Genomic DNA, 26705 nt, shown 5'->3' on the forward strand with positions numbered 1-26705 from the left:
CATAGTCGGTGACGGATTTCGCGTCCCGGCCGCGCCCGCCTGAGGGCGGCGGGTCGGAAGGAGGTCGACGTGGTGTTCGACTGGTACGGGGCTGGTCCGCGTCCCGCCTCCGGCGTGCCCACCGCCGGCTGGACCGCGCTCGAGTGGGACCTGTGGTCGGCCGGACGCCACCGGTCCGCCGTGACCCGCCGGCGCGGCCCGGCTGCGAGCGTGGCCACCGCCGCCGGTGACGTGGTCGGCCGGTGGTTGCCCGCCATCCGCCCGGGCCGGCCGGAGGCCCTGGCCGCGCTGACCGCCGTCGACGCGGGCCGGCACACCGGCGCCGGCGGACCGGTGCCGGCCGCCCGCCTCGCGTACCTGCTCGGCGGGCTGTCCGCGCTGGCCGGTCTCGGCTCGCTCCTGGACCCCTTCGTGGTCACCATGGACGTGTCCGGGTTGCCGCAGGGGCTGTGGTGGTGCGGGTCCGACGGGGGTCCGCCACGGACCGGCGTCCGCCTGGTCCCGGTCCGGGCGCCGGCGCAGTGGCCGCTGCGGGTCGCCCGGCGGTTGACCCCCGACGGGTTCGGTCAGGGTGTCGCCCCCGCCCTGGTCCTCTGGCGGGTCACCTGGCCCGACGTGCTGGACCCGTACCAGGCCGGCGCGCTGCTGGACGTCTACCGCGACCTCGGTGCGGCGCAGTTCTCGGCGCGGCTGCTGGCCCGGGAGGCGGCACTGGTCGGCGTGCCGACCCAGGTCCTGCCCGCCGACGCCGACCTGCGGGACGTGGACTGGCCGCCGCAGCGGTGGGGCGTGGTCGGCGGCTTCGCGGTCGGCCTCGCCCCCGCAGGGCGGGCGTCGGCGGCGGGGGACTGTGACGCCGTACCGACGGTCGAGCGACGCCGCCGGACCTAGCGTCCCGTGGTAGCAGGCGACATCGGCGGCCCGAGCCGTCCGGTCGTCGTACCGGCTACCGAGGAGGCGAATCCGGTGATAGCGAGCGAGGGCACCCTGCTGGACGAGACCAGGGTCTATGACGACCTGGGGCGGCAGCCCGGTCCGCAGGACCTGCCGCCGGACCTGGAGGCGAGCGACTGGTGGAGCGACGAGATGGTACGGGAGGCCGGACTGCCGGTGACCGACGTGCCGTTCGTCTCCGTCGGTGGCGGGATCGGCAGCTTCGTGACCGTCGACTACCTGCGGATCGCCGGCGTGCCCCCGGAGGACATCCGGGTGCTGTCCAATCTGGACCGTCCCTGGCGCACCTACGAGTACCTGACCCGGGTGTCGCAGATCCCGCGCGCCGAGCGGATCCGCTCCGACTCCGCGTCGCGTCCGGACAACGTGTGGGGCTTCCCGTCGTACGCCCTGACCGAGGCGATTCGGACCCGCAGCGCCCGCCCGCTGTGGCAGGTGCTGCGGGAACCGGACTTCGCCGACTTCTACACCCCCCGGTTGGGCATGGTGCTCACCGGGATGGAACGGGAGGCCGCCCGGATCCGGTACTGGGACATGCTGGACACCGGCCAGGTCCGCACCGTCCGGCGGCGCTGGGGTGGTGGCTACTTCACCGTGCTGGCCGTCAACGAGCCCGGCGGACCGTCGCGGATGGTGGCCTACCGGTCCTGGTTCGTGCACCTCGCGGTCGGCTACGCCGGGTTGAAGTTCCTGCCCGAGCTGCGGCAGTTCCGGGACACCTCGGACTTCCACCGGGTGGTCAACGCCTACGAGGACCACGAGCACGTCTACACCGCGCTGCGGCAGCGGACCGGACGGGTGCTCATCCGCGGCTCCGGCATCGTCGCGTCCCGGGTGTCGGAACGGCTGATCAGCGAGCGGAAGCGACACGGCCTGCAGACCGAGATCGTGCACCTCTTCCGCACCTACGTGGAGGGCGCGCACGGCCCGCACCCGTGGTCCCGGCGGGCCGGCGGGGACGGCTTCGCCTACCAGGGCTTCAACTATCCGAAGTCGGTGTGGGGCGGCCAGCTCAAGGCCCGGGCGCGGCGCAGCGAGGGGCGGGACCGGGCGCGGATCTACGCCGAGATCGGCGGCACCAACACCGCCTACCGCCGGCACTGGCAGCGGCAGCTGCGCGAGGGCAAGAACGGCGGCTGGTACCGGTCCCTGGCCGGCACGATGGGCGACCTCCAGCAGGGCCCGGACGGGCGGCTGCGGGCGTACGTGGACTCCGACTCCAGCCGGGTGGAGCTGTGCGCCGACTACGTCATCGACTGCACCGGCCTGGACGGTGACATCACCTCCCACCGGGTCATCAACGACCTGCTCCGGCACGCCAACGCCGGGCGCAACCCGATCGGCCGGCTCGACGTGTCCCGGGCGTTCGAGGTACGCGGCGCGGCCAGCGGTGACGGCCGGATCTACGCCTCCGGTGCGGCCACCCTGGGCGGCTACTTCCCCGGCGTGGACACCTTCCTCGGTCTGCAGATCGCCGCCCAGGAGATCCAGGAGGATCTGGCCCGAATGGGGTTCGGCAACCGGATCGGACCGGCCCGGTCACTGCGCGAATGGTGGCGCTGGCTGCGCGACCGGCCGATCTGAAGGGTCGGCGACGCCAGCGAGTCCGGACCCGACGACAGAAGGGGAGTGTGATGGTACCGACCTTGCTCGGTCGAATTCAGACCCGGTTGTTCCTGCTCGCGGTGGTCGGCGGGGTGGTCACCCTGGTCCTGGCCCCGGTCCTGCCGATACCCGGTGGGTGGGGCGACCACTACCGGGAGACGTTCATCGTGCTCGCCACCGTGGCCGTCCTCGGGGTGGCCTGGGAGTGCGTGTACCACCTGCTGATGCAGTGGCGCTGGGAGAAGGACTGGCCCACCCTCTTCGCGCTGGTCACCCTCGTGCCGGAGGGCCTGCTCGTCTGGCTGTTGCTGCGGGCCGGACACGTCCCCGGCGCCGGGCCACCCGTACTCGCGGCCTTCCTCTGGCACTTCACCGCGGTCTGGATCGCGGTCTGGCTGGTCGCCCAGGGGCCGATGCGGGTGCCGTTCATCCGATGGCGTTTCCACGGTGGGAGGTTGCTGTGACTATCGACATCAACAGCGTACGGCCGGTGCTCCGCCCGGTGCCCGGCGACGGGATCCTGGCCCGGCAGGGCGATCTCGTCCTGCTCTGCGACGCGAGCGCCGAGTGGGCTCCGCAGGTCAACCGGCTGCTGGACACTCTCGGCGAGGTGGCCGCCCGCGGCGACGGGCGGGACCTGTGCCGCCGGTTGACGCACCTGCTCAGCGACGACGGCGACGCCGGTGGCTACCCGGCCCTGTGCGCCTTCGGGCCGTGCCCCGACGGTTGGGCGGTACTGCTGCACGGCCGGGCCCTGGCCACGCTCTCCGGGCCGGTGGGCCCGATCCACCTCGACGGCCGCGAGTCGGTCACCTGCGTCAACCGGCTGGTGGACCCGGACGTCACCCTGACCAGCGTCCGGCTCGGCGAGGAGGCGACCGACCGCGACGCCGACGACTGGAGCGTGTTGCAGTCCGGGGTGATCCGGGCCGGCGGCGTCCTGGCCGCCGACGCCGCGGCGCCCACGTCCCCCGCGCCGCCGGTCGGGCCGTTACTCAACGTGCCGCCGCCCGCGCCACCGGTCGGACCACTGCTGAACGTGCCACCGCCGGTGTCCTCCGGCCATCCGCGGATGTGCGGCTGCGCGGCCTGTGTCGCCGCGCCGGCGACGACCGGTCACCCGGAGCAGTGCGCCTGCACGGCGTGCCTGCCCCCGGCGACGGACCGGCCGCCGGCGACGCCGACCGCGCCTCCGGTCCCGCCGACCGGCCCGGACGTGGCGTCGGCACTGGTGCAGCCGGTGTCCGCACCGCCGGCGCCCGACCCGGACGCGCCGTCGGTGCCGGTGCACCCGATCTCCGCGCCGCCGGCCACCGGACCGGCCGCACCGGAGGGGCCCGGCCCGCGCGCCGGCGCCGGTCCCGCGCCGACGCCGACAGTGTTGGGCGTACGGTGCCGCGACGGTCACCTGAACGACCCCCGCGCCCCGTACTGCGGCACCTGCGGGCTGTCCAACGCCAACGGCGGCCTGGACCCGGAGCCGGGACCGCGGCCCCCGCTCGGCGTGCTGACCTTCGACGACGGCTCCACCTACCCGCTGGACCGGGGATACCTGCTGGGCCGGTCGCCGGACAGCGGCGACGGCGGCGACGGCGGGTGCGAGCCGCTGGCGGTGGACGACCGGGACGCCTCGGTGTCCCGGGTGCACGCCCGCGTCGACATCGACGGCTGGGACGTCCGGCTGACCGACAACGGCTCCACCAACGGCACCTTCGTGTGGGTCGAGGAGCGCAACCAGTGGGACCGGCTGCGGCCGGGCGTACCGGTCGTCGTCGCGCCCGGCTCCTGGCTGCGGATCGGCCTGCGCACGCTGCGGTACCACTCGCATCGCGGAATCTGACGCTTATCGCGCGAAAGTGAGGACGATCCATGGGCGAGGGTGTGGTCATCTTCCTGGTGGACCTGGCGATCATCGTCGCGGTGGCTCGGCTGCTCGGGCAGGCGGCGGTCCGGCTGCGGCAACCACGGGTGGTGGGCGAGATCCTGGCCGGCGTGCTGCTCGGCCCCACCCTGTTGGGCGACTTCAGCGACCGGTTGTTCCCGGAGTCCGCCCGGACCGCCCTGGGCGCGCTGGCGACGGTGGGGCTGGTGCTCTTCGTGTTCCTGGTCGGCTACGAGCTGGACCGGCGGATGCTGCGGGCCAGCGGACGTCAGGCGGTGGTGGTGGCGCTCGGCGCGCTGGCGGTGCCGGTGGTTCTGGGCACCGTCCTCGGTTGGTGGCTGGTGCGCCGGCACGGCGCGGCGGACGCGTCGGCGACGGCGTTCTTCATCGGGGTGGCGGTGGCCGTCACCGCCTTCCCGGTGCTCGCCCGGATCGTCACCGAGCACGGCCTGCACCGCGTCCGGGCCGGCAACCTGTCGCTGGCGGCGGCGGCCATCGACGACGTGCTGGCCTGGGGCCTGCTCTACGCGGCGGTGGCCTACGCGGGCGCCCAGGGCCAGCAGATGTGGCGGTTGGCGCTGGCCGTGCCGTACCTGCTGGCCCACCTCTACCTGGTCCGGCCGTTGCTGCGGCGGCTGCTGCGCCGGGCGGGGGCCGGCACCGGGGCGCTCGCCGCCGTGTTGACCGGCCTGCTGGTGTCCTGCGCGGCGGCCGAGTGGATCGGGGCGCACTACATCTTCGGCGCCTTCCTGTTCGGCGCGGTGATGCCGCGCGAGGGGATGACGGAGCTGCGGGAGCGGATCGCCGCCCGGCTGGCGCCGGTCAACGACACGGTGCTCGTACCGGTCTTCTTCGCCGTCGCGGGGCTCAACGTGGACCTGTCCCGGATGCGGCCGGAGGTGCTGGGCGACCTTGCCCTGGTGGTGGTCGTGGCGGTGGTCGCCAAGCTGCTCGGCACGTACCCGACGGCTCGGCTCGGCGGGCTCGGCCCGCGCGAGGCGCTCACCGTCTCCACCCTGATGAACACCCGTGGCCTGACCGAGATCGTGGTGCTCACCGTCGGGCTCCAGGTGGGACTGATCGGTCCACTGGTGTTCTCGGTCATGGTGGCGATGGCGCTGCTCACCACGATGATGGCCGGCCCGGCGCTGTGGGCGCTCGGGGTGCGGCGGGACGGCGCCGACCCGGCCACCGCCCGGCCGGACACCGCGCCGGCACCACCGCGGCGCCTCGCCCTGGCGTACCCGGCGGTCACTCGACCCAGCCGGCCTGCGCCGCCCGGACGCCGGCCTGGAAGCGGCTCTGCACGCCGAGACGCCGCATGAGGTCGCTGACGGTCCGGGAGACGGTCCGCACCGAGACGCCGATGGCGCGGCCGATCTGCTCGTCCTTCATCCCCACGGCCAGCAGCCGGAGCACGGTGTGCTCCTGCTCGGTGAGCTGGTTGGCGGGCTGCTCGTTGAGGCTGCCGGCGAGCGGTGAGGAGTCCTGCCAGCAGTGCTCGAAGACGCGAACCAGGGAACGGACCATCACCTCGCCGTCGATGGCGATCGCTCCGGCCTGGCCGTGCGTCGGGTCCAGCGGGATCAGCGCCCGCCGCGCGTCACAAATGATCATCCGGATGGGCAGCGTGGTGGTGGTCCGGATCTCGTAGCCGAAGGAGATCAGTTCGCGCAGGTAGGTGGCGACGTACGGGGTGGTGGTCAGTTGCTTGACGTAGAGGGCCCGCAGGCTCAGCCCGCGTTCACCCAGGCGCCGGTCCCGGGCCAGGCCCTCCCGCAGCAGGTGCTCCGGCGGCAGGGGGCCCGGGTGCATGGACAGCATCTCGTCGCGGCCCAGGTCGGTCATCATGTCCAGCATCTCCGCCACCCGCGCGAGGTCCTCGATGACCTCGAACTCCAGGTCCAGCCGGGGGCCCGGGCCGAGCGGGAGGAACCGCTCGACGATGCGTTCCAGCGATTCGCTGGTGGCGGCGATGGTGTCCCGGTACCGGGTGAGCGTCTCCCGGTCGCGTTCCAGCACCCGGACGATCGCGATCTCCGGAGGCACCACCGTCACCACGTCCGGATCGTCGCGGCCCGCGGTCACCAGGCCGAGTCGAATGAGTTCCCGCAGGCCGGCATCGTGTTCCTCGACGGACAGCCCCAATACCTCGGCCGCCTGGCCGACCGAGCCGGATCCGAACCGGAAAGCCTGTTTGTAAATCGCCACGGCAATTTCCTCGGTCTGTCTGCCCACCGGCGACGGACCACCGTCTTCCACCATGCCCCAGTCCCGTCTGTCGGTACTCCTAGTAGTGCGTAAAGTCCCGACGCCCGCAAGTCTCACCGGCACCACGAGCGTCGCTCCAAATCGGACTGTCCGCGCAGTTCGCCCCAGCTTCGGGCGGACGGATGGTCACCTCGCCGGGACGACGCGTACACGCCACGGCGTGTTCACGTACCGTCCCGGCCCTTCCGCGCCGACGGGCGGCGTCGTCAGGATGGAGTGAGTGCCGGCGACCGGTTCGTCGGCCGTCAATGAGTCTGGGGGAGTGAAGAAATGCGCAACTCGGTCAATGTATGGGTCGTCATCCGGCTGGCTGTGGTCCTGGCCTTCGTGGTAGGCGTGCCTTTCGCGCAGCTTTTCGTTAACGCGACGTATGCGGATAACGGCCAGATAACGACCGTGGTGTCGACGGCGCACCTCGCCGACGATTCCCCGCCCACGCCGTCGAGCGGCGTCTGGTGCTGCTGAGGGCCCGCGAGGGCGGGAGGAACCGGATGAGCCACGTGGAGCGGGCGTCCGTCGCGGCGCTCGGTGATCTCGGGGTGGCGATCGTACGGTGGCCGACCGAGCTGCGGCGACGGGAGGAGTGCCGGCTGCGGGGGGTTCCCCGGCTGCTGGTCGTGGAGCCGGGGGTCCCGGCACCACCCTGCCCGGACGCGCTGGAGGACTGGGTCCGGTTGCCGGTGGAGCGGGAGGACGCCCGGGTGCGGGTGCGTACCCTGTTGGCCCGGGCGGCGCTGGCCGGCCGCCCGGTGGTGACCCGGCAGAACCTGCTGCGGGTCCGGGACCGCCAGACGCCACTGTCCCCGCTGGAGGCGGTGATCATGCGCCGGCTGGTGGCGTCGTACGGCGACGTGGTCGACCGCGGTGAGCTGACGGACCTGTGCTGGCCCGATTGCGAGGCCGCCCCCAATGGCCTCTACCTGCAGATCCTCCGACTGCGCCGGCGCATCAAGCCGCTGCAGCTGGTGATCCACACCGTGTGGGGGCGGGGCTACGTGCTGGAGTGCGGTGAGAACGCGGCCTGACGCCGCCGCCATGCGCCGGTGACGGTCCGGTCACTGTCGCCGCCCTAGCGTGGGGTGCATCGACGTCCCCTCCTCGGGACCGATCCGAACCGATTGGCGATCGCCGAGGACGAGTGCTGGGAGCGATCATGCAATTTGGAATCATCGGTACGGGTTCGTACCTTCCGTCGACGGTCGTCAGTAACGACACCCTGGTCGAACGGCTCGACGTCGCCGCCGACTGGATCGTGGACCGGACCGGCATCCGGGAGCGACGCCGGGCCCTGGACACCGAGGCCACCTCCGACTGCGCCACCGCCGCCGCCCGCGAGGCGCTGGCGGCGGCCGGGATCACCGCCGACGACCTGGACTTCATCGTCGTCGGTACGTCCACACCGGACCATCCGCAGCCGGCCACCGCGGTCCTGGTGCAGCGGGACATCGCCGCGCACCGGGCCGCCGCGTTCGACGTGAACGCCGTCTGCACCAGCTTCATCTACTCCCTGGACGTGGCCCGGGGGCTGCTCGGCGCCGATTCGCGGACCCGGTACGCGCTGGTCATCGGCGCCGACGTGTACAGCCGCCAGCTCGACTACACCGACCGGCGGACCTGCGTCCTGTTCGGTGACGGCGCCGGGGCGGTGGTACTCGGTCCGGTGCCCGCCGGCCACGGGATGCTGACCTCCCGGATGGTCAGCGACGGCCGGCTGCACGACCTGGTCCGGGTGCCCGCCGGCGGGTCACGGCTGGCCTGCGACGAGAACGCCCGCGCCTGCGGCGACCAGTACTTCAAGATGCGTGGGCGGGACGTCCGCACGTACGTCGAGGAGATCTTCCCCGCCCTGCTCGACGAGCTGCTCAAGGACGGCGGCCTGGAGGCCGGCGACCTGGACCTGGTCATCCCCCACCAGGCCAACGGCGTCCTGCTGGACCAGGTGGCCGCCGACTTCGGGCTCCGGCCCGACCAGCTGCACCACACCTACCCGCGGTACGGCAACACCGGCGCCGCGTCGGTGCCGGTGACGCTGGACGACGCGGTGCGCAGCGGCCGGTTGCGCGGAGCCGGCTACGTCGTGCTGATCGGCTTCGGCGGCGGGATGACCGCGGGGGCGTCGCTGCACCGGTGGGCCGCCGACCGCCACGAGCACGCGGGACTCCGCGATGGGTGAGACGAGCCGGGTCCTCCCGCCGGACCTGCGGGTGGAATACCCCCGGGCGGCCCGGGCCGCCGGGTGCTACCTCTACGACGACCAGGGACGCGAGTACCTCGACGGTTGCTCCAGCGCGATCGCGGTCAACGTGGGGCACGGCAACCCGGAGATCCTCGACGCGATCCGTGCCCAGCTGGACACCATCACCTACTGCTACCGCACCCAGTTCGCCAACGAACCGGCCGAACGCCTCGCCGCCGAGCTGGTCCGTCTCGCCCCCGGCGACCTGAGTCACGTCCAGTTCACCAACAGCGGGTCGGAGGGCACCGAGGCCGCGATCCGGCTGGCGCTGCAGTACTGGCAGGAGGTCGGCCGGCCGGAACGACGGCTGGTGGTGTCCCGGGACGTCAGCTACCACGGCGCCACGCTGGGCGCGCTGGCCGTCTCCGGGCACGAGGCCCGCCGCCGACCGCTGGCCGCGCTGCTGCCGGACCTGCCGCGCGCCCCGCGCGCCGACTGCCACCGGTGCCCCTTCGGCCTGACCCGGGACACCTGCGCGTTGGACTGCGCGTCCGCCGTGGAGCAGACGATCCTCGCCGCCGGGCCGGGGAACGTCGCGGCGTTCATCATGGAGCCCGTCGTCGGGGCGGCCGGAGGCGCGGTGCCGGCACCGCCCGGCTACCTGACCGCGGTGGCCGAGATCTGCCGCCGCCACGACGTGCTGCTCATCGCCGACGAGGTGATGACCGGGCTCGGGCGGACCGGCCGCTGGTTCGGCGTGGACGCCGAATCCGTCGCACCCGACCTGCTGGTGCTCGGCAAGGGCATGAGCGCCGGCTACCTGCCGATCGGCGCGGTGCTCGTCGACGCGCGGATCCACGCCGCGATCCACGACGGCAGCGGCACCAGCGCGCTCGGGCACACCTACAGTGCCAACCCGCTCGCCGCGGCCAGCGCCGCCGCCGTGGTCGACTTCCTGGTCCGGTACGACGTACCGGCGCGGGCCGCCCGGGCCGGCGACCGGCTGCGGCGGGGGCTCGCCGCGGTGCTCGCCGCCCGCGGCGTGGCCGCCGACGTCCGGGGCGCCGGTCTGCTCCTCGGAGTCGACCTCACCCCGCACGACCCGGACCGGGACCACGGCGTCACGGCCGCCGCGCTGACCGCCGCCGCGTTCGAGGAGCGACTCCTGATCTATCCGGCGGGCACCGACGCGGTGCCCCGGGCCGTCATCGTCGCCCCGCCGCTCACCATCACCGACGCCGAACTGGACCAACTCGTCGACCGGTTCGCCGCCGCACTCGACCGGGTCGTTCCCGTCGCCGACCGAAGGAGCACCTGATGAAACTCGGCTGGACCCCGCAGCAACGGGCCCTGTCCCACCACTACGAGCAGTTGGCGCGCAGCGCGGTCGCGCCACGCAGCGCCGCGCACGCCGCCACCCGGCAACTCGACCGGCTGTCCTGGCGGGAACTGGCGAACCAGGGATTCTGGCGGATCCCGGTGCCGGAGTCCCGGGGCGGTGACGGGGGCACCTGGTGGGACTTCTGCGCCGCGCTGGAGGGCATCGTCCGGGGCAGCCGGGACCTGGGCTTCTGCCTGTCCCTCATCGCGCACGCCGGCCTGCTGCGCGCCGTCGTGCGGCACGGCGACGAGACCCAGCAGCATCACCTCGACCGGCTGATGGTCGGCGCGGTGGGCGCCACCGCGCTGACCGAGGAGCGCGGCGGGTCGGACGTGGCGCGGGTCAGCACCACCGCGCACCCGGTCGACGGCGGACACCGGCTGGTCGGCGTGAAGGTGCACATCACCAACGCCCCCGCCGCCGACCTGATCTACGTCCTGGGCCGGGTCAGTGGCCTGCCCGCCAAGCAGGACGTGACCGTCTTCCTGGTCGACCGGCACCAGCCCGGCGTCCGCACCGGTGCCGCCGAGGAGATGCTGGGCAACACCTCCAGCCCGACCGGCGCGATCAGCTTCGACGGGGTGCACCTGGACCCCGCGGACATCCTGGGCGTGCCCGGCGACGGGCTGAGCCTGACCTACGACACCATCACCCTGGACCGGCTGCTCTACGGCGTCGTCGGCGCCGCGTACCTGGAGGGGCTCCTCGACGACACGCTGCGCTTCGCCCGCGGCCGCACCGCGTTCCGCCAGCCGATCACCGAATTCCAGTACGTGCAACGCCGGCTGACCAACATGAAGCTGGCCATCGAGACCACCCGGTGGATCTCGTACGCCGCCCTGGACCGGCTGCTGGCCGAACACCCGGACGCCGCGCTGATGTCGTCGGCGGCGAAGCTGACCGGCTCGGAGAGCCTGGCCGCCGCCGCCCTGGACGCCATGCAGGTGTTCGGGCACGCCGGCTACGAGGAGGGCGACGTGTCCCGGGCGGTCCGCGACTCCCTCGGCACGCTGATCGCCGGCGGCACCTCGGACATCCAGCGCAAGAACATCTTCACCCAGATGATCAAGAAGCCGGTCGCGGTCGTCCCGAACCGGCCGGTCCTCGCCCCGCTTCGCGCGGCCTGACCACCCCGACACCCGGCACGTCCCGTCGCCGCCGTGGCGGCGGGCGGAAGGAGCGAACATGTCCCGGATCGTCATCGCCAACGTCGACAGCGACGCCATGTGCGGCAACGACATGCCGCCGGAGATCCATGCCCTCAGTTCGATGTGCTGCTGCCGCCTGATCGTGATGGCGGAGAGCGAGCAGGACATGGTCGTCGTCCCGCACTCGATCTCCGACGAGTTCATCCGGTACGTCAACGAGCTGCTCGGTCGCAACCTGTCCGCCCGCAACGTGGTGGTGCCCCGCGACGGTGACCACAAGCAGCTCATCCTGAACGACGAGTCCCTCAACGACGGTTACGTCGCCGAGCAGATCCGGTCCCGGGCCGGCGGCTCGGTCGCCGGCTGGGAGGTGGAGACCTACTTCTCCGACCGGGCGGCGGTCACTCTGGCCGAGGAGCTGCAACTGGCCGGTGCCGGCCCGGCGCGCAACTTCCTGCGTGCCGGCGGTGCCGAGACGTACAACAGCAAGGTCCTCTTCCGGCAGCTCGCCGAGGCGATCGGCGCGCCGGTCGCCGACGGGCGGATCGCCGCCAGCGAGCGGGAACTCGCCGGGGCGATCGCCGAGCTGATGGACCGCACCGGCCGGGTCATGGTCAAGCAGGACCTCAACTCGGGCAGCGCCGGCAACACCGCGCTGACCTCGTTCGACGAGGACACGCTGACCGGTGCGTCCCAGGTGCGGCGGCTGACCCGCGGCGCGGACGTCGCCGAGGTGGCGCGCGAGCTGTGGACCGAGGTCGCGGTGCAGCGCAACACCCGGGTCGTGGTGGAGGCGTACCACTTCTCGCAGGCCGTGCACTACACCGAGCACTACGTGCACGGGCCGGGCCGGGCGCCGACGCTGATGAACTTCGGCGAGATGCGGATGGAGCCGACCTTCATCGGATTCGAGATCCCCTGCCAGCGCCTCGGCCCGCAGGACATCGGCGAGATGATCGCGCACGCCACCAACCTGTGCCGGGAGGCCGGGGACCGGGGCTTCACCGGCTACATGAACGTCGACTCGATCCTCACCGAGGAGGGCCGGATGCTCTTCACCGAGGTCAACGGCCGGATGGGCGACTGCACCCACATCGACTACCTGGCCCGGGCCCTGGTCGGCGACGACTACAACCGGACCCACGTGGTGCTCACCCGCAACTGGGTGAAGGCCACCTCGTTCGGCGCGACCCTCAAGGCGCTCGGCGAGGCCGGGGTGCTCTTCGACCACGACACCGGCGCCGGTGTGGTCATCCCGATCGAGGACACCGACCGGTCGGGAACGGTCGACTACATGGTCATCGGGCACGACGCCGCGCACGCCCGGGACATCGAGGCCCGCACCCTCAACGCGCTGCGGGCGCAGACCTCCTGACCCGCGTGGCCGGCCCGGCGGTTCGCCGCCGGGCCGGCCCCCGCCCACCCATCCGGTGCCCGGCCGGCACCACAAGGGAGTTGATACCGATGTCCGAGAAAACCGCGTGCCAGCGGTACGAGTCGCAGGTCCGGTCCTACTGCCGCGAGTTCCCCGTCGTCTTCCAGCGGGCCGGCGGCCCGTACATGTGGGACGTGGCCGGTCGCCGCTACGTCGACCTGCTGTGCGGTGCCGGCGCCCTCAACTACGGCCACAACGACCCGCACATCTCCGCCGCCCTGCGCGACTACCTGCTCTCCGGTGGTCCGGTCACCTCACTGGACCTCTACACGGTGGCCAAGTCCCGGTTCGTCGACCGCTTCGTCGACGTGGTGCTGCGGCCCCGGGGGATGGACCACGTCGTGCAGTTCCCCGGCCCCGCCGGCACGCTGGCCGTCGAGGCCGCGATCAAGCTGGCCCGCAAGGTGACCGGCCGGACCAACGTGGTCGCGTTCAGCGGCGGCTTCCACGGCGCGTCGCTGGGCTCGCTGGCCCTCAGCTCCTCACCACTGCTGCGCCGTGCGGCCGGCACCCCGCTCGGGGCGGCCACCATCCTGCCGTACGACGACGGGTCTCCGGCGGCGCTGGAGGTCCTGGAGCGGATGTTGCAGGACCGGGGTGGCATCGACCCACCGGCCGCCCTCGTGGTGGAGACCGTGCAGGGTGAGGGTGGGCTGAACGCGGCCTCCGCCGCCTGGCTCAGCGGCGTGCAGCGGCTGGCCCGCGAGTCCGGCGCCCTGTTCGTCGTCGACGACATCCAGGCCGGCTGCGGGCGTACCGGCAGCTTCTTCAGCTTCGACGGCTCCGACCTGCGGCCCGACGTGGTCTGCCTGTCCAAGTCGCTGTCCGGGCTGGGACTGCCGATGGCGATGGTCCTGATCCGCCGGCAGCTCGACGCGTGGCAGCCGGGTGAGCACAACGGCACCTTCCGGGGCAACAACCTGGCCTTCGTGACCGCCGAGGCGGCGCTGGACCACTGGACCGACTCCGGCTTCCTGGCCCACGTCGACCGGCTGGGCGCGGAGGTCGGCGGATCGCTGCGGGAGCTGGCCGACGCCGAACCCGACGGCGGGGCGCGGGTGGCCGGCCGCGGGCTGATGAGCGGCCTGCGGTTCGACCGCCCCGGCCGGGCCGACCAGCTCAAGCGGCGGCTGTTCGCGCGCGGGGTGATCGCCGAGACCTCCGGCGGGGGACAGGTGCTGAAGTTCTTCCCCGCCCTGACCATGACCGTCGCCCAGTGGCGGGAGACCGCGGACCTCGTCGGGGACGCGATGACCGCACGTCGCCGGCCGGCGGCCGTGCTGGGCGCCTGAACCGGGAGGGATCGGTATGCAGAGGTTGACACCCGCCGCGCGCCTGGTCGTGGTCGGCGGCGCGCTGACGAACATCGGCACCTTCGGCGTCGCGCCGTTCCTGGCGGTCCTGATGGTCCGGCTGGGCTACTCGGCCGCCGAGGTCGCCCTGGTGCTCGGCGCCAACCTGGTCGCGGCCCGGCTGTTGCCGCTGGCCGCGGGGCTGCTCGGCGACCGGGTGCACCACGTCCGGGTGATGGTCCTCGGCCTGGTGGTACGCGGCCTCGGACTGACCGGGTTCGCGCTCAACGACGACGTCGGATGGTTCCTGGTCTGTTCGGCGCTGGTCGGCATCGGCGGCGCCGGCTACGAGCCGAACGCGTACGCGGTGCTGGCCGCGGAGCCCGACGAGCGGCGCCGGGCCCGGGGGTACACCCTGCTCAACCTCGGCCAGAACATCGGCGCCACCACCGGGCCGCTGATCGGCGGCGCGCTGGTGGTGGTCGACTCCCGCGTGCTGTTCCTGGTGGCCGGCGCGCTGATGTTCGCCACCGCGCTGGCGTTCGCCGCCCAACGCCGGCACCTGCGCACCACGGCCACCGACCAGCCCGTGCACCAGTCCCTGCGGCGGGTCTTCACCAACGGCCGGTTCCTGCGGTTCGGCGCGGCGATGGCGTTGTTCTGGTTCATCGACGCCCAGTTCCAGACCTCGCTGCCGATCTACGCGGCGGACCTCAGCGGCCGGCTCGAACTGGCCGGCACCGTGCTGGCGGTCAACGGCCTGGCCGGCCTGGTCGCGTTGCTGCTGCTGCGCCGCCAGTTCGAGCGGCGACCCGCGCTGTCGTTGAGCGCCACCGGGTTCGCCGTGGTCGCGGTCAGCATGGCGGCCATCGCCGTGCTGCCGCAGTTGTGGTGGCTGCTGGCGTGCGTCGCCGTCTACACGGTGGGCGAGACGCTGGTCTTCGTCACCGCCGACATCTACATCGCCGAGGTGGCCGACACCCGGGACGCCGCGGCCTTCTTCGGTGGGCACGACGTCTTCTGGGCCGTCGGCGGCACGATCGGCTACTTCGCCGGCACCGCGCTGATCGGCGGCGGGGGACCGGGCGTGTGGCTGGTGTTCGCCGTCGCCGCCGTCCTCGGCTACGCGCTGCTGGCGCGGGACCGGCGGCGAGCGGCCGGCGGACCGGGTGCCGGCGACGCCCCGACCGGCGAGCCGAACGGCCCGCCGGCCGCCGGCCCGGCCGCACCCACGGTGGCCGGATCCGCCCCGACCGGCCCGGCACGGTGAGGAGACCTGATGACCCGGCCCCAGACGTACCCACGCCCCGCACCACCCGTCGCCGTCCCACCGGAACCGGCCCTGGCCGGTACGCCGGACGGGATGGCCGAGGTGCTGCGGCTGGTGACCGCGGCCCTCGCCGAGACCGCCGCCGGTGACCGCGGTCGGGGCGGCCCGGCGCCGGCCGGCGGACCGGACGCCGTCACCGCCGGCACGGCGGCGGCCGTCGCCCCGGTCCTGCCCGACGTCGGGGTGGGCGCCGAACCGGCGCTGCGCACCCTCGCCCGGTCGGTCGCCGCCGGCTCGGTCAACCCCGCCCACCCGTACTGCGCCGCGCACCTGCACGCCCCGCCACTGGCCGTCGCCGCCGCCGCCGACCTGGTGGCAAGCGTCCTCAACGCCTCGCTGGACTCGTGGGACCAGGCACCGTCGACCAGCGCGTTGGAGGCGATGGTGACCGGGGAACTGGCCCGCCTCGCCTACCCGGCCGCGCCCGCGCCGGACGCCCTGGTCACCACCGGGGGCACCGAGTCGAACCTGGTGGCGACGCTGCTGGCCCGGGAACGGGCGCGGGGCGGCCGGCCGGACGCCCCGGCGACCCTGCGGGTGGTGTGCGGTGACAACGCCCACCACTCGGTGCCCCGGGCGGCGTGGCAGCTCGGCCTGCCGCCGGCGGTGGTGGTACCCAGCCGCGACGGCGTCCTGCACCCCTCCGACGTCGCCGCGGCGCTGGCCGGGCTGGACGCGCCGGTCCTGCTGGTCGCCACCGCCGGCACCACCGACCGGGGGGCGCTGGACCCGTTGCCCGCGCTGGCCGGCCTGGCCCGGTCCCGGGGGGCGATGTTCCACGTGGACGCCGCGTACGGCGGGGGCCTGCTGCTGTCCCGGCGGCGGCGTGCCCTGCTGACCGGGTTGGACCGGGCCGACACCGTCGGGCTGGACCTGCACAAGCTCGGCTGGCAGCCGCTGGCCGCCGGCCTGCTGGCGGTGCGGGACACCGGCTGGCTCGCGCCGCTGGACCTCACCGCCGACTACCTCAACGCCGACGACGACGTGGCGGCCGGGCTGCCCTCACTGCTGGGGCGCTCGATCCGGACCTCCCGCCGGGCCGACGTGGTGAAGATCGCGGTGACCCTGCGGGCCCTCGGCCGCACCGGCCTGGGCGACATGGTGGACCGCTGCTGCGACCTGGCCCGCGCGTTCGCCGCCGAGGTCCGGGCCCGGCCCACCGTCCAACTGCGGGAGTCGCCCGCGCTGAGCACGGTGCTGTTCCGTCCGGCGTCGGCGGGTGCCGGCGACCGGGTCGCCGACGACCTGGTCACCGAGGTGCGACGTCGACTGCTCGACCGGGGGGCCGCCGTTCTCGGGCGGGCCACCCTGCCCGGACCGCACGGCGACGAGTCCTGGCTGAAGGTCACCCTGCTCAACCCGTACACCACCACCGGTGAGCTGGCGGCGCTGCTCGACCTGGTGGAGACCACCCACGCCGACCTGCGCGACGACCGCGCCGACCAGGAGGAGACGACATGACCGCGACGACCGCGACGACGTCCGCGCTGGTGCTGCCGCACGGCGGTCCACCCGACGCCCGCCCCGCCCGGCTGCTGCGCGACGGCGTCGGGGTACGGGTCCGTGACCGCGCCGGCCGGACCTACCTCGACGCGGCCGGCGGCCTGGACGGGGTGAGCCTCGGGCACGCGCACCCCGACCTGGTGGAGGCCGCGGCGCGGCAGCTACGCCGGCTGCCGGCCGGCGCGGTGGGGCACCGCCAGGCCAGCGACGCGGCGTACCACCTCGCCGAACGGCTGACCGCGACGGTGCCCGGGTTCGACCAGGTCTACCTGGACAGCTGCGACTCGGCGGCGGTGGACACCGCGGTCCGGTTCGCCCGCTACCACCACCGCGCCCAGGGCCGGCCGCTGCGCCGGCGGATCCTGGCGGTCGAGGGCGCCCTGCACGGCTGCACCGGGTTCAGCGCGGCGGCCAGCGCGCAGCCGGCGGTGTCGCACGGCTTCGCCGACCCGGACGCCGGGACGGTGCACCTGCGCCGACCGCCGCACCGGGCCGACGCCGGGGCCGCCACCCTCGTCGGGGAACTGGTCGACGAGCTGACCGCCATGATCCACGAGCTGGGGCCGGACACCGTGGCGGCCTGCGTCGTGGAGCCGGTGCTGACCGCCGCCGGCGCGCTCGTGCCCCCGGCGGACTACCTGCCGGCGATCCGCGCGGTGCTGGCCCGTCACGACATCCTGCTGATCGCCGACGAGTCGGTCACCGGGCTGCGCCGGACCGGCCCGCTGACCGCCACCGGCGTGCTCGACCCGCCGCCGGACCTGCTGGTGCTCGGCCCGAGCCTCACCTCGGCGCACGTCCCGCTGGCGGCGGTGCTGGTGGGCCCCGAGGTGAGCGCCTCGCTGACCGCGGGCGCGGCGGTGGTCGGCGGTTTCGGACACGGCGGCCCGACCGCAGGACACCCGCTGGCCTGCGCGGTCGCCGACCGTGCCCTGGACATCCTGGCCGAGGAGGAGACCGGACGTCGGGTGACCGCCCTGGCCGACCACCTGGCCGGCCGTCTCGCCGGCCAGGCGGACCACCCCGCGGTCCGGGAGATCCGCCAGGAGGGGTTGCTCGCCGCCTACGTCCTGCACCCCGGGGACCGGGCACTGCCGTACGACTCGGTCGCCCACCAGGCCGCCGAGCTGGCCGCCGAGCGGGGCCTGCTGGTGCGGGCGTACGCCTCGGCGGTGGTGCTCGCCCCGCCGTTGACGGTGACCGTCGAGGAACTGGACGACATGGTGGCCCGCTGGGATCAGGCCCTGCGGGCGTTGCCGGCGGCACCCGCCGCCGTGGAGCCGAAGGGACATTGGTGATGAAGCCGTCGACGACGGAGCTGAGCTGCACGGTCCGCCACCGGGTGGCCGACCGGGACACCGCCGCCCACTGGGGCAACGACCTGCCCGTGCTCGCCACGCCGGTGCTGCTGTGGCTGGGCGAGACCACGGCGATGCGGGCGGTCGAGGAGCACCTGGAGGACGGCGAGATGACCGTCGGGGTGTCCCACGACTCCGCGCACCTGGCGCCGACCCCGCAGGGCCGGGAGGTGCGGATCAGCGCCCGGCTGGTCGAGCGGCGGGGCCGCCGGCTGGTCTTCGAGGTGGCCGCGTACGACGACTGGGAGCTGGTGTTCCAGGGCCGGCACACCCGGGCCGTGGTGCGCCGCGACGATTTCGTCGAGCTGGTGCGGGGCAAGTCCGAGGCGGCCGCGGGGGTGACGCCGTGAACGCCCACGACCGGTGGCGCAGCTTCGACTCGCCGTCGTCCGGCCCGTCCGGCCCACCGCTGTCCCCGCCGGGAGGCGGCGCGTCGGGTGCGCCACCGCCCGGGTCCGGCGGCACCCCCTCGGGGTCACCTCCGCCGACCGACCCGGTGTCCGGCCCGCCACCGACCGGCCCGCCACCGACCGGCCCGCCACCGGTCGGCGGGAGCCCCACCCTCCAGTTCCCACCGGTACGCCCTGGTGGCCCCCCGCGCGACGAACGCCCCCGTCGGCGCCGCTCGCCACTGGTGCTCCTGCTGGTGCTGGCGTTGCTCGGCGGCCTGGTCGGGGCGGGCGCCTACTGGTTCCAGCCGTGGAAGCTGGCGACCGACCGGACGGTGCAGGAGGCGCTGCCGTCGGTGCCCGACGCCGAGCCGTCCGACGACCCGGCCGACGCCGGGCCCGACCCCGACGACGCGGGCGACGACCCGGCCGGGGAGAGCCCCGAGGCCGACGAGGAAGCCGGTACCGACGGCGCGCCGCCGGACCCCGACGGCGAGCGGGAGACCGACGGCGACACCGAGGGCGAGACCGAGGGCGACGCGGACTCGGACGCCGAGGAAGGGTCCGACGCCGACCCGGAGGAGTCCGGGGACACCGGCGACGACTCGCAGCGCAGCGGGGACGCCGACGGCGCGCCGGCCGACCGGTCCGACGGCGCCGGCAACCGCCTGTTGCTGGCCGGTGAGTTCGTCGACCACGAGCACGACACCAGCGGCACCGCCCAGCTCGTCGAGCTGGCCGACGGCCGGCGGCAACTGGTGCTGCGCGACCTGGACACCTCCAACGGACCCGACCTGTTCGTGCGGTTGAGCGACCAGCGGGTGGTCCGGGGCGCCGCCGGGTGGGACGCCTTCACCGAGGGCCGCTACGTGGACGTGGCCCGGCTCAAGGGCAACCGGGGCGACCAGGTGTACGACGTCGATCCCTCGGTCGACATCGACGGCCTGACCAGCGTCAGCATCTGGTGCAAGCGCTTCTCGGTCTCCTTCGGCGCGGCGTCGCTGCGCGCCGGCTGATCCGACGGTCCGGCGTCACGACGGGCGCGCCTCCCGTTCAGCGGGAGGCGCGCCCGTCGCGCTGTCGGTGGCGTCGGCCGCTCATCCGGCCAGCCGCAGCGAACCCGCCGGCGAACCGGCCCGGCCCGGCGCGCTGCCCGGCGAACCGGCCCGGCCCGGCGCGCTGCCCGGCGACCCGGCCCGGCCCGGCGCGGCGCCCGCCGACCCGGCTCGGCCCGGCGAGCCGGTCCGGCTCGGCGCGGTGGCCGGCGGCGCGGTCGGATAGACCGCCCGTACCGCGGCCAGCGCCCACGCCATCCGCCGCACCGCGATCTCGGGATGGTCGCCGAACTCGCTGGCCAGCCGGGCGGCGCAGCCGCCGACCCGGTAGCGCCGCAGCGTGGACGCCACGGCGCAGCGCACCTCTCCTGCCCGGATCGGCTGCGAACACTGCAGGTCCGAGACGAACAGCGCCTCGGCCCGGATCGTCTCCAGTCGGATGGACATGCCGCACCTCCGTGTGCCTCTGGTCCCGTCGGGACGCCCTCGTCCCGTACCTGTTCGGTGGCGGAATCCGGCGCCGGCGTTACGGCCGCGCCGAAGTCGGGACACGCGACTTTCCGGGGCTGGGCCGGTCGGGGCACGCGGCGCGGGTCAGCCGGCGCGCACCGCCAGGCCGGGGTAGTCCAGGACCAGGCCGGACGGGTCGTACACCAGGCGGCACTCGACCTCGAACGCGGGCGCGGCGTAGTCGTACCGCTGGCGCCCGTCGTCGTCGGCGGCCCGGACGTAGGTCTGTTCGAGGCGCTCGACGCGCATCTCGCCGACCCGCACGTACGCCGCCGGCGCCTCCGCCCGGCCGCCCACCGGCAGCCCCATCCGGTGTGCGGGCAGCGCGTTGGTCATCGCCGAGGACTCCAGGTCGACGTCGAGGCAGCCGTCCAGGTGCGGCGCGTGCTCCCCGTCGACCCACCATCGACCGTCGCCGTCGGTCTCCAGCCGCACCTCGTCGGAGCCGGACGGGCCGCGGCGGACCACCGACGCGCGGCGGGTGAGCCAGTTGTCGTCCACCTCGACGGTGTAGTCGACGATCCACGGCTCGCCGTCCTCGACGGCGGTGGTGCAGCCCTGCATGCGGTGGCCGCCGCCGGTCCGGAAGTAGACGACCTCGAAGCCGTTGCGGGCGTCCAGATGCCGCCAGGCGGCACTGGCCGGGGGAGATCTAAACGACATGTCGGTCATAATCGCACAACGGGTGCCCGCGACACGCCCTACTCAGCCGGGTCGGCGCCGCCGACCGTTGACCCGTACCGCGTTGCACACGTCGACGACCCCCGGAACGTCCCAGGCCAGCTCACCGGCGGTCCGACGGGTCTCGTCGGCGGCCACCACCCCGTCCAGGACGACCACCCGGTTCTGCACCCGGACGGTGATCGGCTGCCGGCGGGTCGTCCAGTCGACGGCGAGCCGCTGGGTGACCAGCGCCTCCAGCCGGGTGTCTTCGCCGCCGGGTCCGGGCGGGTCGCCGGCGACGCGCCACGGGTCGAACTCCGGCCAGGGGCTGAGCATGGTCGTCCTCGTTCCTTCGTGCGGTGGATGTCGTGCCGGTCTCGCCCGCCCGGGGTCAGACGAGCACCTCGGACGGCGGTGCGACCGCCCCGAGGGCCTCCGCCCGGGTGGCGGCGATCGGGAAGGCGCCGTCCAGCCGCATGGTGTGCAGGACGGTCAGTACGAAACGTGACGGGGCCACCAGCCACAGCACGACGCCCCGCTGGCGCGCCTCCTGCCGGGCCCGGACCAGCAGCCCGAGGTCGGTGGTGGCGATCTGGTCCACGCCGGTCAGGTCGACCGCCATCCGCCCGTCCCGCTCCACCGACCGGGCCAGCGCGTCGCGCAGCGCGTCGGAGGCCGACCGTGGGGCGGTACCCACGACGTCCGGGCCGTCCAGGTCGTCCACGCCCAGCGGCATCCCGTCCGCGCCCGGCAGCGGGGTGCAGCGGGTGCAGCGGTGCGGCCCGGTGGCGAAGGGGGAGCCGCTCCATCCGTGGTCGGACACCAGCGTCCACACCACCTCCGCGTCCGGGAGGACGACCGCGGCGCTGGCGGCGGTGTCGCCGCAGCCGTCGCAGATCAGGATCATCGTGTTCTCCTCCGGTACGACGGTCATCACCGCTGTCCTTCCTGGTCGGGTCGAACAGGGATCCGTTCGTCGTCCACGGCCCGGCCGGCGTGCGGTCCGCGTACGCCCGGCGCGGTGGCGCGGGGCGTGGCCCGGCCGGCCGTCGCGACAGCGAGCACGACGGCGATCGCGGCGAAGCCGGCCTGCACGGTCAGTCGCAGCGGGCTGGCCCCGGCCACGTCGACCCCGACGATCCGGGCGGTGATGGTGCCCAGCAGCGCGGCACCCACGCCCACGGACACGGTCAGCCATACCGGCGCGGCCGGTCGACCGGGCAACACCAGCCGCCCGAGCAGGCCCGCGGCCACGCCGACGAGCAGGGCGCTGACCAGAGCGCTCGCGGTCACCGGAGGCCCCCGCCCACCGGCCGGGCCGGGCCGCGGCTGCCGACGGCCACCGGGCGCCCCCCGCCGGTACGCGGCACCGGCGCCACCTCGGGTCCGGGCCCGCCCGCGGGGGAGGCCACCGCCACCGGCGTCGCCTCGGCCATGCCGCTGGCCCGCAGCGCGGCCCGGATCGCGGGGCTCGGGTCGCGCAGTGCCAGGATCGCGCCCCGCCGGGCCAGCCGTTCCCGCACCTCGTCCAGCAGGACGACCGCCTCCGGGTCCAGGTGCCGGCACTCGGACAGGTCGATCACCACCTCGTGCGGTTCCACCGACAGGACCCGGTCCAGGACGGCCGCGACCTCGGCCAGGGCGGGCCGGCGCAACTCGTCGGTGACGCCCACCTCCACCCGCAGCAGGGCGCAGTCGTCGGCACGTGCCGGCTGTGGCGCTGTCATCGCATGGCCCTTCCGTGGCGGTCACCCGTTCACCTGACACCCTGTTCGCCGATCTTGTAGGCGGTCGCGCGGGCGTATGACAGTTGGGTGACAAAAGTGTCGGGGGGCGGGGGCAGGTGGGCGGCCCGGCGGCGGTTGGGGATGATGCGGGTATGACGGCGGTACTGGTGATCGAGGACGACGACCGGATCCGACTCGCCCTGCTCCTGGCGCTGGAGGAGGAGGGGTACACCGTACGGGGGGCGGCGACGGCCGAGGAGGGCCTGCGCTCGCAGCGGGTGGAACCGGCCGACAACGTCCTGGTCGACCTGATGCTGCCGGGGATCGACGGCTTCGAGTGCATCCGGCAGTTGCGCCGCGACGACGACGTCCCGATCGTCGTGATCAGCGCCCGCGACGACACCCACGACATCGTCGCCGCGCTGGAGGCGGGCGCCGACGACTATGTGGTCAAACCGGTGGCGGTCAAGGAGCTGTCCGCGCGCCTGCGCGCGCTGCGCCGGCGCGGCCGGGCGGCGGTCGCCGCCGTCCAGGTCTTCGGCGACCTGGAGATCAGCGCCGACGCCGGCGAGGTACGCCTCGGCGGGCAGCTGCTGTCGCTGACCCGCACCGAGTTCCGCCTGCTGTGCGAGCTGGCCGACCACGCCGGCAAGGTGCTGTCCCGGCAGCAGTTGCTGCAACGGGTGTGGGGCTACCAGACCGGGGACGAACGCCTGGTGGACGTGCACGTCGGGCGGCTGCGGCAGAAGATCGAGACCGAGCCGGCCAACCCCCGGCACCTGGTCACCCTGCGCGGCCTCGGCTACAAACTGCAGCGATGAGACGACTCGGACTGCGCGCCCGGGTGACCGCCGGCTTCGCCGTCGGCGCCGCCGTGCTCGCCGCGTCGATGGCCCTGGTGTCGTACGACCTGACCCGCCGCTCGCTGCTGGAGGAGCGGGAGCGTACGGCGGTCCGGGCAGCGTACTTCGACGCCGCGGTGGTGCGCTCCGGACTGGACACCGAGCGCCCGGACGTGGTCGAGGTGCTGCGGTCACTGGACACCGGGGTGGGCCGGCGACCGCTGCTGTATCTGGACGGCGACTGGCACGCCCGCTCCGCCGAGACGGCCGCCACCGGCATTCCGGCCGCCCTCCAGGAGCGGGTCCTGACCGGCGAGCCGGCGATGCAGCGGGTCCGGGTGGCCGGTCAGCCCACCCTGCTGGTCGGGGTGCCCCTGTCGGCGTCGTCGGCCTACTACGAGCTGACCTCGCTGCGGGAGCTGGAGGAGACACTCCAGGTCCTGGCGCTGGCGTTGACCGCGGTGGCGATCATGGTGGCCGGCTCCGGCGCGGCGACCGGCTGGTACGCCACCCGGCACAGCCTGCGGCCCCTCACCGCGGTCGCGGACGCCGCCGAGCGGATGGCCGCCGGTGACTTCAGCGCCCGGCTCGCGCCGACCACCGACCCCGACCTGGCCCGCCTGTCCACCTCGTTCAACCACATGGTCGGCGAGCTGGCGCGCCGGATCGAGCGGGACCGTCGTTTCGCCGCCGACGTCAGCCACGAGCTGCGCTCCCCGTTGCAGACCCTGTCCGCCGCGGCCAGCGTGCTGACCCGCCGCCGCGACCAGCAGGACGAGCGCACCGCCACCGCGGCGGGCCTGGTCGCCGAGGAGATCGAACGGTTCGAGCACCTGGTCAACGACCTGATCGAGCTGGCCCGCGCCGACCAGCACGCCGATCGCCAGCAGGTGGACGTGCTGGACCTGGCCCGGGACGTGTGCGACGCCCGGGGGCTGCCGGAGGATCTGGTCCGGGTGACCGACGGCGTACCGACCCGGTGGCTGGTCGACCGGCGACGTACCGAGCAGACGCTGGTGAACCTGCTGGACAACGCCGTGCGCTACGGCGGCGGCCCGGTGGCGGTGACCCTGGGAAGGGACGGCGACGCCGGGGTGATCGAAGTGGACGACGCGGGTCCCGGGGTGCCGGCCGAGGACCGGGACGTCATCTTCGACCGCTTCGTGCGGGGCCGGGCCGCGCACTCCCGCGCCGGCACCGACGGCACCGGTCTCGGCCTGTCGATCGTGGCCCGGCACACCGCCGCGCACGGCGGTCGGGCGACCGTCGGCGACCGGCCCGGCGGCGGCGCCCGGTTCCGGGTGGAGCTGCCCGGGAGCCTGCCGTGACCGCCCGTACCGCGCTGTCCGCCCTGGCCGTCGTCCTGGTGCTGGCCGGTTGCGGTGTCCCCACCGACGCCCGGCCACGGCCGGTGCAGGCGCCGGCCTCCGGCCCGTTCCCGACACCGGTCACCGCCAGCTCGTCGGTCCCGGCCGGCCGGGAGGCGGAGGTGCTGTGCCTCGTCCGCGAGGACCACCTGGTGCGCGTCGTCCGCCGGGTGGACCGGCCGCCCTCCCTCGACGCGCAGGTGCGCGACCTGCTCGCCGGCCCGACACCGGCCGAGCGGGACGACGGGTTCACCAGCGCGCTGCCCGGGGCCGTCGCGGTCACCGGGGTACGACTGGTCGGCACCCGTGCCGAGGTGGACGTGCGGGGGGTGGGCGACGAGAACGGACGCAGCGACGAGATCCTCGCCTTCGGGCAGTTGGTCTGCACCCTGACCGCCCGCACCGGGGTGGACGCGGTGTCGTTCCGCGAGGACGGGCAGCCGCTGGACGTGCCCCGGGCCGACGCCTCGCTGTCCCGGCAGCCCCTCACCGCGGCCGACTACGCCACCCTCATCCGTCCCGGCTGACCGTGACCCGCACCCGGCCCGCGGGGCCGACCGGGCACGCCTCGACCCCGCGGGTGTCGCACCCTGGTCCGATGGGCGACGTGGCGGAACTGGTGGACCGGATCTGGCGCAGCGACGCGGCCGGCATGCTCGGCGCGCTCAGCCGGCGGCTCGGCGACTTCGACCGGGCCGAGGAGGCGCTGTCGGACGCGCTGGCCGAGGCGCTCCGGCGCTGGCCCGACGAGGGCGTACCGGACAGCCCCACCGGTTGGCTGGTCACCACGGGCTGGCGCAAGGCGCTGGACGGCCTGCGCCGCGACGCCGTCGGCCGTGCGAAGGTGGCGCGGGTGGCCGCCGAACCGCCGCCGGAACCGGGCGTCGACGACCGGCTGGCCATGGTCTTCGCGTGTTGCCATCCGGACCTCGCCGAGCCGGCCCGGGTCGCGTTGACGCTGTACGCCAGCGGCCTGAGCACCGCCGAGATCGCCGCCGCGTTCCTGGTGCCGCTGCCGACGATGGCGCAGCGGTTGTCCCGGGCCAAGCGCCAGCTGCGGGCACGCGGTGTCCGGTTCGAGGTGCCACCACCCGAGGAGTACGCCGACCGGCTGCCGGCCGTGCTCGCGGTGATCTACCTCGTGTTCAACGAGGGGTACCTGTCCAGCGGCCGGTCCGCCCAGCGGCGCGAGCTGGCCCGGGAGGGCGTCGAGCTGGCGCGCCAACTCGCCGGGCTGCTGCCCGGTGAGCCGGAGGCCGCCGGTCTGGCCGCTCTGCTGGAACTGCACCACGCCCGCGCCGCGGCGCGGTTCGACTCGTGGGGCCGGATCGTGCTGCTGGACCGGCAGGACCGGCGGCTGTGGGATCGGGCGGCGATCGCCCGGGCGGCGCTGCGGTTACGGGCGGCCGTGCGCCAGGGCCGGACCGGGCCGTACCAGTTGCAGGCCGGCATCGCCGCGCTGCACGCCCTGGCCGCCTCGTACGAGGATACCGACTGGGCCGCCGTGCGGGCGCTGTACGACCGGCTGTACGCGACGGATCCGTCGCCGGTGGTGCTGCTGAACCGCGCGGTGGCCACCCGCTTCGCGGTGGGCCCGGCCCCGGCGTTGGACGAGGTCGACGCGCTCGCCGACCGGCTGGCCGGCTACCACCTGTGGCACGCCGCCCGAGCCGACCTGCTGGCCGCGCTGGACCGTCGGTCCGAGGCGCTGGCGGCGGCGCGGCGGGCTCTGGAACTGGCGACGAACCCGGCCGAGCGGGAGCTGATGTCCCGCCGGGTGGGTGAACTGGGGCGCCGGCGGTGAGGCCGGCGCCCCG

28 protein-coding genes are annotated in these 26705 nt (G+C 74.4%); 21 read left to right on the forward strand and 7 right to left on the reverse strand.

The features are described 5' to 3' along the window. Positions 1 to 69 precede the first annotated feature (69 nt). The 5 genes from D7223_RS13865 (at position 70) to D7223_RS13885 (ending at position 5766) form a co-directional block, all read left to right on the forward strand. Positions 70 to 891 (forward strand): hypothetical protein, encoded by an 822-nt coding sequence (locus D7223_RS13865; protein ID WP_120728784.1) that lies wholly within the window; start codon positions 70 to 72, stop codon positions 889 to 891. Positions 892 to 966: 75 nt separating this feature from the next. Next, positions 967 to 2538: an FAD/NAD(P)-binding protein gene (locus D7223_RS13870; RefSeq protein ID WP_238161918.1), complete on the forward strand. Its 1572-nt coding sequence runs from the start codon at positions 967 to 969 to the stop codon at positions 2536 to 2538. 50 nt (positions 2539 to 2588) lie between these two features. Beyond that, positions 2589 to 3023, forward strand: coding sequence for a hypothetical protein (locus D7223_RS13875; protein ID WP_120728785.1), 435 nt, complete (start codon positions 2589 to 2591; stop codon positions 3021 to 3023). Then, positions 3020 to 4399: an FHA domain-containing protein gene (locus tag D7223_RS13880; RefSeq protein ID WP_120728786.1), complete on the forward strand. Its 1380-nt coding sequence runs from the start codon at positions 3020 to 3022 to the stop codon at positions 4397 to 4399. The genes D7223_RS13875 and D7223_RS13880 overlap by 4 nt, the downstream gene beginning before the upstream one ends. Before the next feature lie 29 nt (positions 4400 to 4428). After that, positions 4429 to 5766 (forward strand): cation:proton antiporter, encoded by a 1338-nt coding sequence (locus D7223_RS13885; protein ID WP_120728787.1) that lies wholly within the window; start codon positions 4429 to 4431, stop codon positions 5764 to 5766. Here the strand turns inward: D7223_RS13885 and D7223_RS13890 are convergent. Continuing rightward, positions 5693 to 6652 carry a LuxR C-terminal-related transcriptional regulator gene (locus D7223_RS13890; protein WP_120728788.1) on the reverse strand — a complete coding sequence of 320 codons (960 nt, stop codon included), beginning with the start codon at positions 6650 to 6652 and terminating at the stop codon, positions 5693 to 5695. The two genes, D7223_RS13885 and D7223_RS13890, sit on opposite strands and share 74 nt — an antisense overlap. Positions 6653 to 6982: 330 nt before the next feature. On the opposite strand from D7223_RS13890, the gene D7223_RS13895 reads away from it, so the two are divergent. From D7223_RS13895 to D7223_RS34115, 12 genes are all read left to right on the forward strand, one after another. Continuing rightward, a complete protein-coding gene (locus tag D7223_RS13895; protein WP_120728789.1) occupies positions 6983 to 7177 on the forward strand; it encodes a hypothetical protein in 195 nt (64 codons plus the stop codon). A gap of 26 nt (positions 7178 to 7203) precedes the next feature. Then, the gene (locus D7223_RS13900) at positions 7204 to 7737 is read left to right on the forward strand and encodes a winged helix-turn-helix domain-containing protein (RefSeq protein WP_120728790.1); all 534 of its coding nucleotides are present in this window, start codon (positions 7204 to 7206) and stop codon (positions 7735 to 7737) included. A gap of 128 nt (positions 7738 to 7865) precedes the next feature. After that, entirely contained in the window at positions 7866 to 8885 is a 1020-nt protein-coding gene (locus D7223_RS13905; RefSeq protein WP_120728906.1) for a 3-oxoacyl-ACP synthase III family protein, read from the forward strand. Further along, positions 8878 to 10206 carry an aminotransferase family protein gene (locus tag D7223_RS13910; RefSeq protein WP_120728791.1) on the forward strand — a complete coding sequence of 443 codons (1329 nt, stop codon included), beginning with the start codon at positions 8878 to 8880 and terminating at the stop codon, positions 10204 to 10206. The genes D7223_RS13905 and D7223_RS13910 overlap by 8 nt, the downstream gene beginning before the upstream one ends. Beyond that, positions 10206 to 11396, forward strand: coding sequence for an acyl-CoA dehydrogenase family protein (locus tag D7223_RS13915; protein ID WP_120728792.1), 1191 nt, complete (start codon positions 10206 to 10208; stop codon positions 11394 to 11396). The genes D7223_RS13910 and D7223_RS13915 overlap by 1 nt, the downstream gene beginning before the upstream one ends. A 58-nt stretch (positions 11397 to 11454) precedes the next feature. Next, positions 11455 to 12792, forward strand: coding sequence for a preATP grasp domain-containing protein (locus D7223_RS13920; protein WP_120728793.1), 1338 nt, complete (start codon positions 11455 to 11457; stop codon positions 12790 to 12792). Positions 12793 to 12881: 89 nt separating this feature from the next. Then, on the forward strand, positions 12882 to 14144 hold the full coding sequence (locus D7223_RS13925; RefSeq protein ID WP_120728794.1) for a diaminobutyrate--2-oxoglutarate transaminase: 1263 nt from the start codon (positions 12882 to 12884) through the stop codon (positions 14142 to 14144). Between the two features lie 16 nt (positions 14145 to 14160). Further along, positions 14161 to 15414 (forward strand): MFS transporter, encoded by a 1254-nt coding sequence (locus D7223_RS13930; RefSeq protein WP_120728795.1) that lies wholly within the window; start codon positions 14161 to 14163, stop codon positions 15412 to 15414. Positions 15415 to 15423: 9 nt separating this feature from the next. Beyond that, the gene (locus D7223_RS13935; protein ID WP_202864643.1) at positions 15424 to 16935 is read left to right on the forward strand and encodes a pyridoxal phosphate-dependent decarboxylase family protein; all 1512 of its coding nucleotides are present in this window, start codon (positions 15424 to 15426) and stop codon (positions 16933 to 16935) included. Further along, on the forward strand, positions 16932 to 18275 hold the full coding sequence (locus D7223_RS13940; protein WP_120728796.1) for an aminotransferase family protein: 1344 nt from the start codon (positions 16932 to 16934) through the stop codon (positions 18273 to 18275). The genes D7223_RS13935 and D7223_RS13940 overlap by 4 nt, the downstream gene beginning before the upstream one ends. After that, the gene (locus tag D7223_RS13945; protein WP_120728797.1) at positions 18275 to 18685 is read left to right on the forward strand and encodes a thioesterase family protein; all 411 of its coding nucleotides are present in this window, start codon (positions 18275 to 18277) and stop codon (positions 18683 to 18685) included. The genes D7223_RS13940 and D7223_RS13945 overlap by 1 nt, the downstream gene beginning before the upstream one ends. Further along, on the forward strand, positions 18682 to 19740 hold the full coding sequence (locus D7223_RS34115; protein WP_337589448.1) for a DM13 domain-containing protein: 1059 nt from the start codon (positions 18682 to 18684) through the stop codon (positions 19738 to 19740). Before D7223_RS13945 ends, D7223_RS34115 begins: the two co-directional genes overlap by 4 nt. Positions 19741 to 19821: 81 nt before the next feature. Here D7223_RS34115 and D7223_RS33045 read toward each other — a convergent pair whose 3' ends face one another. The 6 genes from D7223_RS33045 to D7223_RS13980 form a co-directional block, all read right to left on the reverse strand. After that, positions 19822 to 20226 carry a hypothetical protein gene (locus tag D7223_RS33045; RefSeq protein ID WP_186832213.1) on the reverse strand — a complete coding sequence of 135 codons (405 nt, stop codon included), beginning with the start codon at positions 20224 to 20226 and terminating at the stop codon, positions 19822 to 19824. Between the two features lie 147 nt (positions 20227 to 20373). Beyond that, positions 20374 to 20952, reverse strand: coding sequence for a putative glycolipid-binding domain-containing protein (locus D7223_RS13960; protein WP_120728909.1), 579 nt, complete (start codon positions 20950 to 20952; stop codon positions 20374 to 20376). A gap of 42 nt (positions 20953 to 20994) precedes the next feature. Then, positions 20995 to 21288, reverse strand: coding sequence for a BON domain-containing protein (locus D7223_RS13965; protein ID WP_120728798.1), 294 nt, complete (start codon positions 21286 to 21288; stop codon positions 20995 to 20997). A gap of 55 nt (positions 21289 to 21343) precedes the next feature. Then, the gene (locus D7223_RS13970) at positions 21344 to 21886 is read right to left on the reverse strand and encodes an STAS domain-containing protein (RefSeq protein WP_120728799.1); all 543 of its coding nucleotides are present in this window, start codon (positions 21884 to 21886) and stop codon (positions 21344 to 21346) included. Further along, positions 21886 to 22245, reverse strand: a complete 360-nt coding sequence (locus D7223_RS13975) for a hypothetical protein (protein ID WP_238161920.1) — start codon at positions 22243 to 22245, stop codon at positions 21886 to 21888. The genes D7223_RS13970 and D7223_RS13975 overlap by 1 nt, the downstream gene beginning before the upstream one ends. After that, positions 22242 to 22679 (reverse strand): STAS domain-containing protein, encoded by a 438-nt coding sequence (locus D7223_RS13980; RefSeq protein ID WP_120728800.1) that lies wholly within the window; start codon positions 22677 to 22679, stop codon positions 22242 to 22244. Before D7223_RS13980 ends, D7223_RS13975 begins: the two co-directional genes overlap by 4 nt. A gap of 152 nt (positions 22680 to 22831) precedes the next feature. Here D7223_RS13980 and D7223_RS13985 point away from each other — a divergent pair, with 152 nt between their 5' ends. The 4 genes from D7223_RS13985 to D7223_RS14000 all read left to right on the forward strand — a co-directional run bounded on the left by D7223_RS13985 (position 22832) and on the right by D7223_RS14000 (position 26692). Next, a complete protein-coding gene (locus tag D7223_RS13985) occupies positions 22832 to 23500 on the forward strand; it encodes a response regulator transcription factor (protein WP_120728801.1) in 669 nt (222 codons plus the stop codon). Beyond that, positions 23497 to 24849 carry a sensor histidine kinase gene (locus D7223_RS13990; protein WP_120728802.1) on the forward strand — a complete coding sequence of 451 codons (1353 nt, stop codon included), beginning with the start codon at positions 23497 to 23499 and terminating at the stop codon, positions 24847 to 24849. Before D7223_RS13985 ends, D7223_RS13990 begins: the two co-directional genes overlap by 4 nt. Beyond that, positions 24846 to 25415, forward strand: a complete 570-nt coding sequence (locus tag D7223_RS13995; protein WP_120728803.1) for a GerMN domain-containing protein — start codon at positions 24846 to 24848, stop codon at positions 25413 to 25415. The genes D7223_RS13990 and D7223_RS13995 overlap by 4 nt, the downstream gene beginning before the upstream one ends. Before the next feature lie 71 nt (positions 25416 to 25486). Continuing rightward, the gene (locus D7223_RS14000; protein ID WP_120728910.1) at positions 25487 to 26692 is read left to right on the forward strand and encodes an RNA polymerase sigma factor; all 1206 of its coding nucleotides are present in this window, start codon (positions 25487 to 25489) and stop codon (positions 26690 to 26692) included. Positions 26693 to 26705 lie beyond the last annotated feature (13 nt).

It is taken from the genome of Micromonospora endolithica, from assembly GCF_003626595.1.
Taxonomy (GTDB): domain Bacteria; phylum Actinomycetota; class Actinomycetes; order Mycobacteriales; family Micromonosporaceae; genus Micromonospora; species Micromonospora endolithica.

Coding starts and splice junctions, on each gene's coding strand:
- D7223_RS13965 (WP_120728798.1), bottom strand. CDS start 21,288: ATGCTCAGCCCCTGGCCGGAGTTCGACCCGTGGCGCGTCGCCGGCGAC.
- D7223_RS13935 (WP_202864643.1), top strand. CDS start 15,424: ATGACCCGGCCCCAGACGTACCCACGCCCCGCACCACCCGTCGCCGTC.
- D7223_RS13875 (WP_120728785.1), top strand. CDS start 2,589: ATGGTACCGACCTTGCTCGGTCGAATTCAGACCCGGTTGTTCCTGCTC.
- D7223_RS13910 (WP_120728791.1), top strand. CDS start 8,878: ATGGGTGAGACGAGCCGGGTCCTCCCGCCGGACCTGCGGGTGGAATAC.
- D7223_RS13920 (WP_120728793.1), top strand. CDS start 11,455: ATGTCCCGGATCGTCATCGCCAACGTCGACAGCGACGCCATGTGCGGC.
- D7223_RS13905 (WP_120728906.1), top strand. CDS start 7,866: ATGCAATTTGGAATCATCGGTACGGGTTCGTACCTTCCGTCGACGGTC.
- D7223_RS13885 (WP_120728787.1), top strand. CDS start 4,429: ATGGGCGAGGGTGTGGTCATCTTCCTGGTGGACCTGGCGATCATCGTC.
- D7223_RS13940 (WP_120728796.1), top strand. CDS start 16,932: ATGACCGCGACGACCGCGACGACGTCCGCGCTGGTGCTGCCGCACGGC.
- D7223_RS13930 (WP_120728795.1), top strand. CDS start 14,161: ATGCAGAGGTTGACACCCGCCGCGCGCCTGGTCGTGGTCGGCGGCGCG.
- D7223_RS13945 (WP_120728797.1), top strand. CDS start 18,275: ATGAAGCCGTCGACGACGGAGCTGAGCTGCACGGTCCGCCACCGGGTG.
- D7223_RS13990 (WP_120728802.1), top strand. CDS start 23,497: ATGAGACGACTCGGACTGCGCGCCCGGGTGACCGCCGGCTTCGCCGTC.
- D7223_RS13925 (WP_120728794.1), top strand. CDS start 12,882: ATGTCCGAGAAAACCGCGTGCCAGCGGTACGAGTCGCAGGTCCGGTCC.
- D7223_RS13900 (WP_120728790.1), top strand. CDS start 7,204: ATGAGCCACGTGGAGCGGGCGTCCGTCGCGGCGCTCGGTGATCTCGGG.
- D7223_RS14000 (WP_120728910.1), top strand. CDS start 25,487: ATGGGCGACGTGGCGGAACTGGTGGACCGGATCTGGCGCAGCGACGCG.
- D7223_RS13970 (WP_120728799.1), bottom strand. CDS start 21,886: ATGACCGTCGTACCGGAGGAGAACACGATGATCCTGATCTGCGACGGC.
- D7223_RS13915 (WP_120728792.1), top strand. CDS start 10,206: ATGAAACTCGGCTGGACCCCGCAGCAACGGGCCCTGTCCCACCACTAC.
- D7223_RS13980 (WP_120728800.1), bottom strand. CDS start 22,679: ATGACAGCGCCACAGCCGGCACGTGCCGACGACTGCGCCCTGCTGCGG.
- D7223_RS13960 (WP_120728909.1), bottom strand. CDS start 20,952: ATGTCGTTTAGATCTCCCCCGGCCAGTGCCGCCTGGCGGCATCTGGAC.
- D7223_RS13895 (WP_120728789.1), top strand. CDS start 6,983: ATGCGCAACTCGGTCAATGTATGGGTCGTCATCCGGCTGGCTGTGGTC.
- D7223_RS13985 (WP_120728801.1), top strand. CDS start 22,832: ATGACGGCGGTACTGGTGATCGAGGACGACGACCGGATCCGACTCGCC.
- D7223_RS33045 (WP_186832213.1), bottom strand. CDS start 20,226: ATGTCCATCCGACTGGAGACGATCCGGGCCGAGGCGCTGTTCGTCTCG.